General features: G+C 45.9%; 5 protein-coding genes. 1 reads left to right on the top strand and 4 read right to left on the bottom strand.

The genetic code is table 11. The annotated features are described in order from the left end of the window. Window positions 1–2 precede the first annotated feature (2 nt). Window positions 3–2315, top strand: a complete 2313-nt coding sequence (locus IEX80_RS11445; RefSeq protein ID WP_188832972.1) for a DUF5703 domain-containing protein — start codon at window positions 3–5, stop codon at window positions 2313–2315. Between the two features lie 634 nt (window positions 2316–2949). Here the strand turns inward: IEX80_RS11445 and IEX80_RS11440 are convergent. The 4 genes from IEX80_RS11440 to IEX80_RS11425 are packed head-to-tail and all read right to left on the bottom strand — an operon-like array spanning window position 2950 to window position 13835. Continuing rightward, window positions 2950–4992 carry an aceric acid hydrolase gene (locus IEX80_RS11440; RefSeq protein WP_188832971.1) on the bottom strand — a complete coding sequence of 681 codons (2043 nt, stop codon included), beginning with the start codon at window positions 4990–4992 and terminating at the stop codon, window positions 2950–2952. 4 nt (window positions 4993–4996) lie between these two features. Continuing rightward, window positions 4997–8335 (bottom strand): glycosyl hydrolase, encoded by a 3339-nt coding sequence (locus IEX80_RS11435; RefSeq protein WP_188832970.1) that lies wholly within the window; start codon window positions 8333–8335, stop codon window positions 4997–4999. After that, window positions 8332–11640 carry a glycoside hydrolase family 2 TIM barrel-domain containing protein gene (locus IEX80_RS11430; protein ID WP_229701605.1) on the bottom strand — a complete coding sequence of 1103 codons (3309 nt, stop codon included), beginning with the start codon at window positions 11638–11640 and terminating at the stop codon, window positions 8332–8334. Before IEX80_RS11430 ends, IEX80_RS11435 begins: the two co-directional genes overlap by 4 nt. Continuing rightward, window positions 11637–13835 carry an alpha-L-rhamnosidase-related protein gene (locus tag IEX80_RS11425; protein WP_188832969.1) on the bottom strand — a complete coding sequence of 733 codons (2199 nt, stop codon included), beginning with the start codon at window positions 13833–13835 and terminating at the stop codon, window positions 11637–11639. The genes IEX80_RS11430 and IEX80_RS11425 overlap by 4 nt, the downstream gene beginning before the upstream one ends. Window position 13836 lies beyond the last annotated feature (1 nt).

The following is a 13836-nucleotide window of genomic DNA, read 5'->3' as shown; positions in this document are numbered from 1 at the left end:
TTATGAAAAAACTCCTGCTGCTCTGCTTCCTGTACTGCAATATCGCGTTAGCTCAAAACAAAAGTATCGAACAATACAATGAAGTATGGATCAGCCAAAGCCAAAATTCAGGTCAATCGATGCCCTGCGGCGGTGGCGATATCGGGCTGAATGTATGGGTTGAAAAAGGCGAACTGCTTTTTTATATTGCCCGGAGCGGCACCTTTGACGAAAACAATGCCATGCTCAAACCCGGCCGTGTTAGGATCAAACTATCACCTAATCCTTTTGATGGCAATGATTTTAAACAGGAGCTGAAACTTCAAAATGGTTCGGTACTCATCAACGGCAAAAACGGTGATTTAAAAGCCCAAATAAAACTTTGGGTTGATGTTTTCCGCCCAGTGATCCACGTTAACATCAGCAGCAATAAAGCCATTAAAACCGAAACCACTTTTGAAAGCTGGCGTTACCGTGACCGGGAAGTTAAAAGCCTCGAAAAAAATGAAGGCTCCTGGAAGTTTGCCCCACGTAATGATGTAAAAACATTGAAGGATAACATCGACTTTAAAGGCAATGCTATCCAGTTCTATCATCATAATCTCGATTCCACCATATTTGATGTTACGGTAAAGCAGCAGGGTATGGATGCGGTTAAGGATCAAATGTACAATCCGCTTAAAAATTTAACCTTTGGCGGGCTGATGCAGGGGAAAAATCTAAAACCTGTAGGCAACACTAAAGGCCAATACCTCAACACCGATTTTGAAGGATGGAAATTGGAGAGCATTAAACCAGCCACCAATCAGGATCTTGAAATCTCTCTTTATACTCAACAAACTTCATCGGTAAACGAATGGCAGCAAGGTCTCGACAAAGTTGTTCAAGAAGCTGAAAGCAACACTAAAACCGCGTGGCAAAAAACAGCCGACTGGTGGAAACAGTATTGGGATAGAAGTTTTGTTTACATCAATACAGCTAAGCCCGACAATGATACCACAGCCTGGCAAACAGGTAAAAACTACCAGCTTTTCAGGTATATGCTGGGCTGCAATGCTTACGGGCAGGCACCCACCAAATTTAACGGCGGTCTGTTCACCTATGATCCTGTTTTTGTTAATGCACAATATGCTTTTACGCCCGATTTCCGCAACTGGGGCGGTGGCCTGATGACTGCCCAAAACCAGCGGCTGGTTTATTTCCCGATGCTCAAAAGCGGCGATATTGACATGATGAAACCGGAGTTTGATTTTTATCTCCGTTCTTTAAAAAACGCTGAATTACGCAGCAAGGTTTACTGGGGCCATAATGGCGCCTGCTTTACCGAACAGGTGGAAAATTTCGGTCTGCCCAACAGCGCCGAGTACACTTGGAAACGCCCTGCCGATTTTGACAAAGGATTAGAGTACAACGCCTGGTTGGAATATACCTGGGATACCGTTTTTGAGTTTTGCCTCATGATGATGGAAACGGAACGGTATAAAGGCGATGACATCCATCAGTATATTCCGTTTATTGAAAGCTGCCTCACTTTTTTTGATGAGCATTACCAATACCTCTCCCGCAAGCGCAGCGCTAAAGCATTGGACGGCAAGGGGCATCTTGTGCTCTATCCCGGCTCATCTGCCGAGACATTCAAAATGGCCTATAACTCCAACTCAACTATAGCTGCCCTGCAAACCATCACCAAGCGAATGCTTGCCTTGCCGGATAGCTATATAGATAAAGAAGAGCGCACCAAATTGGAAAGCCTGCTGAAACGCATCCCTCCTATTACGTTTGGCGAAATTGACGGTCATAAAACCCTCACACCGGCAAAATCATGGGAACGGGTTAACAACGAGGAAAACACCCAGTTTTACCCGGTATTCCCATGGGGGATCTTCGGCTTGGGCAAAACCGGATTGGATATAGCTTTGAACACCTGGAAACTGGACACCCTTGTAGCAAAATTCAGGAGCGGCATTGGCTGGAAACAGGATAATATTTTTGCAGCCCGTTTAGGCCTGACAAATGAGGCGGCTAAACTAACCACCTTCAAACTCAAAAACTCCGGCAGGCGTTTCCCGGCCTTCTGGGGTCCGGGTTTCGACTGGACGCCAGACCATAACTGGGGCGGCTCTGGCATGATAGGCTTGCAGGAAATGCTGATGCAGGTAGATGATAAAAAGATCCTGCTGTTCCCGGCATGGCCAAAGGATTGGGATGTACATTTTAAACTTCATGCGCCTTATAACACTACTGTTGAAGCGACATTGAAAGATGGAAAGATAGTTGACATGAAAGTTTTGCCGGAGGAGAGAAGGAAGGATATTACAGTGATGTTAGCTCAATAAACCCTTTGTTCATTTGTAACAAAAAGGGTGTCCCAATTTTTTGATTCTCAAAAAAAAATTAAAAAACTCCCGCTGGTTCTTTTTTGTAAAAAGAGACTGTTCCATTTTTTGAGAGTGAAAACGCGGGACACCTTAAAAATGAAACACACTGACAATCAAAGAGATATCAATTTACCCGAAACACCATTAAGCAACTGATTATCAGAAATTAAAACTTTAAAGAGTAAACTTCACTTATTTCAAAGACAGGTAAAAAAGCCTTTTTATTTCGTATTTTTCTAAAGGTTTTTGGGCTTTTTTGAAATTGATCATATCGGTTATAAATGATACTGACAAAATAATGTCACCAAAATTGCAGATATGAACACCGATATTTCATGCCATCCGGCTGAAGCCGGATGGTGCCGCCCGGTTACTGTCATATTGGGACAAAAAAAAACCGCCGCCGCTCGGCTCCAGCCGAGTGGCAATTATCAGGGCGGCCTCTGGCCGTCGGGACTAACCTTTGATTAATAATAACTTTTGCCCTTACGCTACGGCGGCCAGAGGCCGTGTAATAGTTGCCACCCGGCTGGAGCCGAGCGGCGGCATTTTCTCTATTGCAACCTTTCGCCTGTCGCCTTTAACCTCAAAATCACCTATCCAGCGGCATCCATGTTTCCATGTCCACATGCCCACGGTTACCCCAGGCATAATATGGGATCAACCTGATATCAATAGCGTTTTGTTTGGGTGCCGATATTTCTTTATAAAGCTGGTTACTCCAATTATTTTCATCGCGAAGATCAGCTTTACCTATTAGGCTCATGATCTCGCTGTTATCTATCCGGATCATTTCGGGTTTAAGTTGATTGTTAGCGGATATCGCTACACTGAAAACCTTTTGCCCTTTAGCCAAATCTGCCGATTCGAGGCAATAAACCACCGGGCCGCGTTTTACCGCTACCTGGTTGCGGGTTTCCTCAACCAGCGGGTTTGCTTCCATCATAGTAACCGGCATTGGCAGGTCGAGATCAATCGTCATTCCTTTGCGCCAAACAGCGTTAACTTGCGTATAAGTTCCTGGCGTAGTGTCTAATTGCGGTACCGGATGACCGAGAATTTTGATACTTGCTCCCTTACACCAACCCGGGATCCTCAAAAACACAGAAAAGGCTTTATTGCCCGGTACTTCATCAAACCGGATGCGGATCTTCCCATCCCAGGGGTAATTTGTAGTTTGAGTCATTTTTACAGGCGTACCGTCTTTCAATTTAGCGGTTATGGTGTTGCTGCCGTACAGATTAAACCACAACCCTTTATCTGATACGCTGTAGGCATAATCGCTTACCTCAGCAATGGTTCGCACCACATTGGGCGGACAACAGTTAGAAAGTTTGATATACCCCATCCTATCCTTAGACCAACGCTGCTTAAACGGCAAACTATCCGAATAAGCCAACGGATTGGTATATAAAAAGTTACGACCGTTAAGACTAATCCCCGAAAGTACGCTATTATACAATGCCAGTTCCATCACATCGGCATATTTGGCATCGCCGGTTACCTGCAGCATGCGCCAGTTCCAGAGTACATTGCCTATGTTTGCGCAGGTTTCATTGTGGGCTGTAAAGCTCGGTAATTGATAATCGCGTCCGTAAGCCTGGTGTACCTTTTGCACTTCGTTTGGATTGTAAGAAGTGCCATCTGGCGAAACACCATCATACAAGGCCCCGCAACCACCGGTAATGTACATTTTGCGGTTAACCACATCGTTCCACATCAGGTTTAAAGTATGCATGAGTGTGGTATCTCCGGTTTCGGCATAAACATCGGCAGCACCGGCAAAAAGATAATTGGCCCTCACCGCGTGCCCCATCGCCTGTGTTTGCTGCCTGAAAGGTGTCCTGTCCTGGTTGTCGTCTGTACCATCCTTCATCAAGCCACGGATGTCTATCAGGTTTTTAGCCAGTTCCAGGTATCGTGGATCGCGGGTGGTACGGTACATCTCCACTACCCCCATGTAATGCGAGGGGCAAATAGCGTTACGCGCCAGTTCGGGCGAGGCCGTTTTATAAAACTTGTAGAGATAATCAGTGGCTTTAACAGCCACTTTCAACAAAGTAGTTTTGCCTGTAACCCGGTAATGAACGCAGGCGGCGGTCATCAGGTGACCAAGGTTATACGTTTCAAAATTAAGGCGATCGTTAAAAGCTTTTTCCTTGCCGCTGTTCTTCCGTTCTTCAATAAGGGTTGGCGTGTGGATATAGCCATCCGAGCGCTGCGCTTTGGCAATAACGGCTATCGTTTTATCCATTAGCGCATCCAGCTTAGGATCGTGTGTGTTAGCATACATGCTGGCCACAGCTTCAAACAGTTTGTAAAAATCACCATCATGAAATGGCGGGCCTTCGTGCGAACCGGTGTCTAAACCGGCGGCTATTTCAAAGTTGCGGTAGGCATGACTGATCTTCGGATCGGTATAAACCCGCCACAGGTTAGGGATCATGGTATCACGGCAAACTTTGAACCTGTCGGCCCAAAAGCCGCCTGTCCACTGTACTGCGCCCATATCAAGGCTGCTTAGTTTGGCGTAACTGCTTTTGCTGGTATTTACCAGGGCTTTGTTTTGGGCTGATAGTTTTAATGTGCAGCTTAACAATAATGCTATTCCAATATATTTAAAAATCTTATTCATATCATTAAGGGATATAAGTGAGCAACTTCACGGGGCTTAACAAGCCGGCCGGCAACAATGAGCGCCCTTCCAAACGGTAAGGCGCATTTGTCCATGTAATACGTTTACTTTCGGGCAGGGTATGATCCCCCATCAGGCGGTTGGCCCAGGTGTTGGTTACCTTGATTACCAGTTTATTTTCGCCTGATTTGATGGCTTTGCTGAGATCTACCCGATACGGAAATGTCCAGGCTGTGCCGCAGTTGATACTGTTTAGATATACTTCGGCCAGATTGGATACATTGCCCAGATGGAGATAGGTTTTGGCTCCTGTTTTTGCGGTAAACTGAAATGTATGATTGTAAACCGCAGTGCCCGAATAATACTTAATACTATCATTAGCATTCTGCGACCAGTCTTCAGGTTGACTGAACGTAATCTGCTTTGCGGGGCCTCCGTATTTAGGATCAAACTGTACCTGCCAGTTTGTAAAAGTTTGTACCGTTTTAAAATGAGCAGGTTTATCATTCGCATTTTTTAAAACGGAACCTCCCTTTCTGAAAACGATAAACGCAGAACCATTTGCTGCTAAATCAAGCGTAATATTTGTACGACCGGATTTGCCCACACTACTCAACTGCTTTATTTCACCGGTTAAAGGATCCCAAAGTTCAGGCACGCGGCTTGCCGTCCTCAATGACAAATTAATTGTACGATTCAAAGATTGCTGATTGGAAATAAAATAAATATCAAGGCCGTTGTGGCTACGATGTATCCATGCAATGCCTTTTGCCGTTTGATCAACGGAGTCGCTCGCTATCAGATCACGGGAGAGACCTAATTCATCAAACGTATCTTTTTGATATGGCCCTATGAGTAACTTTCCTGAAGAGCCTTTGGATAAAACAGCTTTCATCCGCTGATCGCCCAATAAAACGGTAGCACCATCATTTACCAATTGCAGAAGCTTTTTTATCACTTCTGCCGATAACTGCCATGACTGAGGCGACATCTGGCTTACACCCGGTATTATCAGCATGGCATAACTTGCTCCGCCGGGCAAAATAATCCTGCCGTTTTTAACGGTAGCCAGGCGCAAAAGGGCATCTTTATTAAATGAATCATAGTTATATCCCCTCAGCGGGTCTATCCAGTTTTCGGGCAGCACCATATTTGCCGAGTGGCTTGCATCTTCAACCGAATTGATGATCGGTACACCTTTGTTGGCTAAGCGCTCCTTTTCCTGCTTCACACGTTCGGTGCCGAAGATACCGGGAAGGGTATTAACCAACCTATCGGGCAAAATTGCGCGGCGTGGTGTTTCTTCGCCTGTAAAAACAGCGATATCAGCAACCGGATGCCCTTGTTGCAGCATAGCCTGGCAACGACTGATATAATCAAACCAGGCCTTGCCCGGCTTCCACCAGGTTTGATCTCGCTGAAAAAATAGGCCGATACCATCCAGTGTCATACCCGGCTTACGGTCAAGCCAGGGGTTATGCACATTTACGTGAAAAACATAACGATTGATGCCAAGGGCAAAATTGCGGTCGGCAGCTGTTTTAAGCATTCCGGGGTGCTCGTCCCATAATAACCGCAACTCTGTAAAAGCCTCGGCCTGGATAATATTTTTACCGTAGATGTGCCCGCCCGAAATGGCATCCAGCATATCATTGGGCTTATCATGCGTAGGGCTCCGAAACCAAAACTCGCCCATCGGGATATCGGCATTTTGATAATGCAGCATGCCATCGCTCATCATGGTTGGGGCCACGCTTTCGGCGGTAAATGTGCAGCCTTTTTCATGCGCCAGCTTAGCCATAATACCGTAAAAATTACCTACCAGTAACTCGGCTATGGTTTGCCTTACATCAGCCAATACTTTTTCGGATTTTTCGGCGCTCTCTATCGGCACACCGGCCATTAGCGGCAGATATGGCAGCAGGTCATATCCCCTCCGCTTCTGAAATTCAGCAGCAAAAACCGGCGACCAGTTTTGGCTCCCGCACTCCCAACTATCCACATGAAAGATCTTTAAAACACGTTTCGCCAAATCCGGCCCAACCTGTTTTACAGCTTCACCAAACCAGTTATCAAATTGCAGTTTGGCAGCTTCGGGATTAAACTTATCGCACTCCAAACCGATGCCGCCACCGCCCGTAGCATTTGTATGCCCGGTTGAAGTATGCCCGATACGGATAATTGTCCATTTACCTGCGGGAGCCTGCCAGTTCAGTTTACCATCTGCTCCTAACCTATCGGTTAAATTGATGATCTTGTTTTTATCGACACAAAGGTTAGCCGGTAACTGGGCATCAGTAGTTTGTTTGCTTAAACGCCACACCTCACCTGTTTTACTTTCATACTGATGGATCTTGGGTTCACTCAACAATTCAACGCCTGATAATTTCAGCGTAGGTTTCCATTTGGCAAAATCAAGATCTTCGGCACCCGATTCTGAACCTTCTTTATCGTAAGTAAACCTGAAATATTTTGCTGTTGTTGGGGCGATGGCGTTTGTAATCTCTGCATCGCCATCCTGCCAGCCGTGGCGCGGGGGTTCCAACCTACCGAGCGAGCGAAAGTTTTTACCATCGTCACTCACTTCAAGCAGTAACCTTTGCGACTGGTAATTACTCGCCAAAGTATGAATAACAAGCGAGCGGCAGGTAAAGGGCTTTTCAAATTCAAGCTGCAGCCAGCACTGTTCGTTGCTTGTAAAGCTTTTGGGATTTCCTTTTTCAGCAAGATATTGTACGTCGGTATTAGGCAAGCTGGCAGTTACCTTCGGATGCTCGTCGTAACTGCTTATCCCTTCGCCCGGAAGCGATGGATAGGCCAATATTTCGATATCCTTATAATAGTTTTTATAGTGTTTGGGGATAGGCAAAGTATCATGGTAAACTTTGCCATCTTCAACCTCAATTTTTGACCATACCACCTTTTGCATGGAAAGCTCCGGTGTTATCCACGGCCCACCAGCCAGCGCAAAACCATCGCTGTCGTGCATGGCCAATTTTACACCTATCCTATCGGCTTCCTGCATGGTGAATTTTACCATTGCCCACCACTCCGGGCTTAACTGATTAATTGAGGGAGTGATAAACGGCGGATTAGCCGGGCCTTTAATGGGCATTAAATAAGCACCTGCTATTCCGGCCTGCTTCATGGCCTGCAAATCGGCGGTGATCCCTTCCCGATTTGCTGCGCCCTGCATCCAGTACCAAAATACCCATGGTTTTGCCGATTCGGGCGGATGCAAAAAGGCCTGCTTCAATTCATCGTTTTTAGGGGGTAGTTTACGCTGGGCCATACCCGGTAAAAACAGGCAGCAAAAACCGATTATAAGAATGCACTTCCTCATGGCTTCCTGTTAAATTTGATCTGATAAGCCGTATTACCTGCTACATCGGGTTTACCCTCGTAAGGTTTCAGGCAAAAACTGTATTGATATTTTTTCGCCGGAATACGGTATTGTTCCAAAGGCTCTGCCACTTCCGACCAGCTATCATTACCGCCCACTCCCATCTGTATCAGATCGATATTCAGCGTAATAAAACCTGCATTTCTTAGCTTATTGGTGTGCTTGGCCTTTTGAATATTTTCTTCGGTATAAGGCCAGGCGCTCATGCTCAACAGGCTATCGGCAGTGATCAGCAAGCCACCCGTTTTATGATGCAGCAACATCCAGCGTACATCGGTACGGTTGCCGTTTTCCTGGGGAACTACGTAAGGTTCCATGAATTGATTAATGCTTTGCGAATAGATCCCGACTTCTGAGCCTGAACGTCTGTCAATATAGTTTTCATAAGGCCCCCGACCGTAATAGCTGATATTACTATCGGCCTGTGCAATGCCCATTTGCATGCCAACCTTAGGCAGGTTTGGCAAACCCGGTTTAACATCAAGAGCATAAGCAACATTCAATAAACCATCGCCCCGAATAGTGTAATTCACCTGTACCGAAGCGCTATCGTTAAGCATTGAATAAAGGCTTGTAATTACAACCGCACCATCTTCAGTTTTTTGACTCGAGAGTTTTTTCAAAACAGGTGACGCTTTAAACCAGGCCGCCAGTTTCTTTTCCATCTTCCAGCCGCGATGATCATTATCGGTAACCGGTCGGGTGAAATGTGGCAATAAAGGCGCAAATATCTGCTGATTACCTTTGTACAGGTATGAGCTTAAAGCACCGTTACTTTTACTGATGCCTATCTCAAAATCTTTACCGCTGATATGATAAGCCTTGTCATCTTCCGATAGTTTTGTTTCCGGGGATTGCTTACGGTCAGTTTTTGCAACTGATGCTTTAAGCTTCGTTAATTGAAACTGATCGCTGGCTATTTCGTAACCTTTGCTTGCCCAAGGCTTATCTTCGGCAAGGGTAAAGTGAATATCGGCAAGATATTCATGGTTGGGTTTTAAAACGGGCAGATATTGTTTAATGCTGATTGTGGTATCATGCCCGGCTGCAAGGCTGATACGGGGAATTTGTTTTTTTAGGATGATATTGCCGTCTTCCCTCAACTGCAGGCTAACATTATAATCGGCCAGTGAAGCTACACTATGCCAGTTTTTGATGTGGATAGTTGCTTTATCGGCATCAACCAATTCACAAACCGCCGGCTGAAAAACATGCTTGCATTCGTAAATGGCAGGTTTCGGTCGCCCGTCGGATGCTACGATGCCTTTGATGGTGAAATTATCAAAGTAGCGTTCGCCATAGTCGCCGCCGTAGGCATAGTACGCCTTACCTATTGAATCATGTTTTAATAGTCCCTGGTCTTTAAACTCCCAGATGGCTCCGCCGATAACCCGCTTTGTCGATCGCCACTGATCCCAAAATTCTTTTAAGTTTCCGTTGGAGTTACCCATAGCGTGCGAATACTCCACGAAAAATATCGGGCGGTTATCGCCATTTTGCTGATTGGCCAGCAAGGGAGCCGTATAAATACCGGGATACATCCGGCTTACAATATCTACATAAGGCTGGTCGATAGGGTTTTGTAACCTGTGTGAATGGTCATTAGTTTTTGGATAGCGCGGATCGGTCGGGTCGATATATCCTTCGGCTTGTGGTGTACCTTGCGCAGGTTCATAATGAACCGGACGGGTGATATCAAAATCATGGATCCAACCGGCCATTGCCGCATGGTTTGGCCCCCTGCCGGCCTCATTACCCAGGCTCCAGATAACCACACTCGGATGATTTTTATCACGCATCACCATGCGGGTAGCCCTGTCGAGATAAGCGCCTGTCCACATCGGGTCGTTGCTTAATTTTGATCCCAGGCCGTGGGTTTCCAGGTTAGCTTCGTCTATCACCAGTATCCCATACTCATCGCACAGATCATACAGGTATGGGTCCATCGGGTAATGGCTGGTTCGGATACAGTTAAAATTGAACCGTTTGATGGTGCGCACATCATTCAGGATATCCTCGCGGGATAGCGCTTTTCCTTTAACGGGGTCATGATCGGGGCGGTTCACACCATACAGGTAGGTTACTTTGCCGTTAATCAGCAGCTTGCTGTCTTTTTTGCTAAACTCGATGCTCCTGATGCCTACCTTGCAGCTTTTCACTTCTAAAGTTTGGCCCGTGCTATCCACTAATGATAAAGTAAGCGTATATAGGTTGGGCTTTTCATCGCTCCATTTTTCAGGGCTTTTCAGCGTGGTTTCCAGTAAGCCGAATTTCACGTTATCCAACCTGGGGTAAATCTCGTTGATGATACTTTCAACGCTTCGCTCCAAAGGCTTTTGCAATACTTCTTTATTATTGCTGTCGAAAAGCCTTGCTTCAATCTTATAACCGGGTACGGCCTTGCCAGTTAAATTTTCAATCCGCGGGCGGATGCTGAAAATGGCATCTTTATATTGCTTGTCCAATTTGGCCTGCCATTGAAAATCAGCTACGCGCAATTTAGGTTCAGCCAAAAGCATTACTTCGCGATGGATGCCGCTCATGCGCCACTGATCCTGGTCTTCCAAAAAATAGCCATCGCTCCATCGGATCAATTGCACCGATATCACGTTCTCGCCCGCTTGCAGGTATGGGGTAATATTAAACTCCGACGGCAAAAAACTATCCTCGCCATAACCTAAAAACTTACCATTGAGCCAAACCTTAAGGCCCGAACTTACCCCGCCGAAATGCAGGGTAATGTTCATATCTTTCCAACCGGCGGGCAATGTAAACGTACGCTGATAACTGCCAACGCCGTTATAATCCTGCGGCACATGAGGCGGGTTAACCGGGCGAAACGGGTAAACCGCACTTTTATAAATGGGTTTATCATAACCCTGCATTTCAATACTTGAGGGCACGATGATCTTTTTCCAGCCGCTTACCCTGTTTTTATAAAAGTCTTTGGATGCATCGGCCGGTTTGGCCGCGTAACTAAAATCCCAGTAACCATTCAGGGACAACATCCTGCCTGATTTTTCCCTATCGCCAGCCAATGCATCTTTGATACTGCTGTATGAATATGCTGTAGCGCGTGCCGCATCCCGGTTTATGCCATCAACCAAAGGATTTTCCCAAGGTTCGGCATCATAAACCGTAGGCACGTTAGGGATGGGCGCGGGCGTTTTATCAACCAGTTGCGCGTAAAGCCCTGTTGATGAAAATGCTGTTAAAAGCAGGATAGATAAGAGCCGTTTCATCATTTTTTTGCGCTATAGTTTATGGTGTACTGTTTTTGTTTTTGGATGCTAAGTTCATAGGTTCCGTTGTCTTTTGCGATTAATTCTCCCTCCTTGCAAACAGGTTTGGATGTGCTGGCAAACCGTAGCAGGCCTGTTCCGGTATTACTGCTTACTTTAATTTGTTTGGTACTGCATGATACTTTGATATCTCCATCAGCAGTGGGCACGCTGCCTTCCATCCATTGCAGACCACCCAATTTAGGTTCGATGACATATTGCTGATAACCCGGCGCAGTTGGTTTTACGCCGAGATAATATTTACCCAACAGGTATATCGGGCTGGCGCCCCAGGCATGGCAAAGGCTTTTACCAAACGGGCGTCCGTACATGGCATAGCGGTCGGCACCCGTTTTAGCCGGATTGTACTCTTCCCAAAAAGAAGTAGCCCCGAGGTTCAGCATCCCGCCCCAGTAGTCCTTCATTTCTTTAAGCACATAACTTTGCTCGTCCATGGCGCAAAGGGCTTCCAGTTCGTAAAAGCGCATGTAGGGTGTGGTTATTTTCTGAATGTTATCATTCAGCAGCACGTATTTTTTAATTTCCTGTTGCTGGCCGGGGTTGAGGTAGTTAAAAAATATCGAAAACATGTTAGTATACCGGGTCACGTTATCGCTTTGCTTACCGTCAACCAGGCTATGTACAAAGGCATGTTTATCGGTATTCCAATACATGGAGAAGATCTTTGATTTCAGATCGGCCGACAGTTTTTGATATTGATCGTTGCCTGTTTTATCATCCATAATATTTGCACACAAAGCCATGGTCTCCAGGCTTCGGCAAAGCAATAGCTGCTCAAAGCTTACCTCGCCTTTTTTGCTGAGTTTATCGGCCCAGTCAATAAATACCCAATCGCCGGGGAGGCCTTCCATCAGGCCATTTTTATCACGGCGTTGCAGGCAGTAGTTCATCAGGCTTTGCATACGGGGGTACATTTGTTTAATGAAACTTTTGTCGCCGGTGTACTGGTAATAATCATAAATCCCCATGAACCAGTAAAAAGTATAATCCATAATGGTATTGATGTGGCTGGTTACGGGGTCTTTACCGCGGAGGGCGTACAGGGTTCGGGTTACTGTGGGCGAATCAAAATACAGGTAATAATTCATGAGGTAACTTTGATAAGCATCGCCCGACCAGATCCACCTATCCCTCTTAATGCCATCGATAAAAAACTCACGGGTATTCAGACGCAGGGTATAGGCCGACACATCCCAAATCTTATTGATCAACTCATCCGAACATTTGAAACTCCCCCGTTGCTCAACCGGCGAATACTCGTAAAGCATAGCAACATCATCGGCACTCACGTTACCATCGAGCAAAACATTGATATAACGGAATGCGCGTGAACCTTCCATAGTATAATCAGCTTTTTGCGGCTGATCAATATAAACGCTATCCAACAGTTCGCAATTAGTTAAGGATAAGGCTTCCTCTCTTGATTCACCGTAGCAGAGTTTAATATTGCCTTTGCCTTTTAGGCCGATAAGCTTGGCGTAACCAAATGTTTCCTTGCCAAAATCAACCAAAATGGAATGTTCTTTCCGCTCGGTTTTTTCCGGTTTATGCACCTCTGTGGGCAAACGGAACGCTGAGGGCAGTTTATCTGCCGAATCAAAATTCCAGTTGCCGGCATTTACATATTTTGTGGCCGAGATATCCGAGGTCTTACCCGATTCATCAATCCATTCCTTATCCTCATAAGTTACCAGCCATGAAGTATCTGACACCAGTTGCTGCCCCTTAACAAATATGGCAGGGGCAGCAGCCTGGTTATAAACTTTGAGACTAAGCCTGTGCCTGCCAGCCGGCACATGAATATTTTTAGGGTACCCCGCCAATGCCTTACCATCGAGCTTTACATTGTATTGTCCTTCAACAGCCAGTTCAACGGTTTCGGGGTTTGTAAGCGTAAAATCCTTATGAAAATCAACCAATACATAATGGCTGTCCAGTTTCCAGAATGGCGGAAAGAAAGCGCCCCGCTCGGTGCGGCGGTTTTGCATCCGGTTGCTGAGCCATACTTCATAATCGCCGGGATACCAGATCCAGGTTGCTTTCTGTGCTTTGGCCATATCGGCACAAAACATAAAGCTTAGCAGCGCGATAAATACACGAGCCTTATTGAATCTTATATGAGTAGTGATTTTATTCATT

The sequence above is a fragment of the Mucilaginibacter rubeus genome (genome assembly GCF_014643835.1).
Classification (GTDB): Bacteria; Bacteroidota; Bacteroidia; order Sphingobacteriales; family Sphingobacteriaceae; genus Mucilaginibacter; species Mucilaginibacter rubeus.
The sequence above is the reverse complement of the archived record's forward strand: the minus strand, read 5'-3'. Positions and strand labels throughout refer to the sequence as shown.

Bases quoted from the DNA above. Each gene is read 5' to 3' on its own strand.
- IEX80_RS11445 (WP_188832972.1), top strand. From the start codon at position 3: ATGAAAAAACTCCTGCTGCTCTGCTTCCTGTACTGCAATATCGCGTTA.
- IEX80_RS11440 (WP_188832971.1), bottom strand. From the start codon at position 4,992: ATGAATAAGATTTTTAAATATATTGGAATAGCATTATTGTTAAGCTGC.
- IEX80_RS11435 (WP_188832970.1), bottom strand. From the start codon at position 8,335: ATGAGGAAGTGCATTCTTATAATCGGTTTTTGCTGCCTGTTTTTACCG.
- IEX80_RS11430 (WP_229701605.1), bottom strand. From the start codon at position 11,640: ATGATGAAACGGCTCTTATCTATCCTGCTTTTAACAGCATTTTCATCA.
- IEX80_RS11425 (WP_188832969.1), bottom strand. From the start codon at position 13,835: ATGAATAAAATCACTACTCATATAAGATTCAATAAGGCTCGTGTATTT.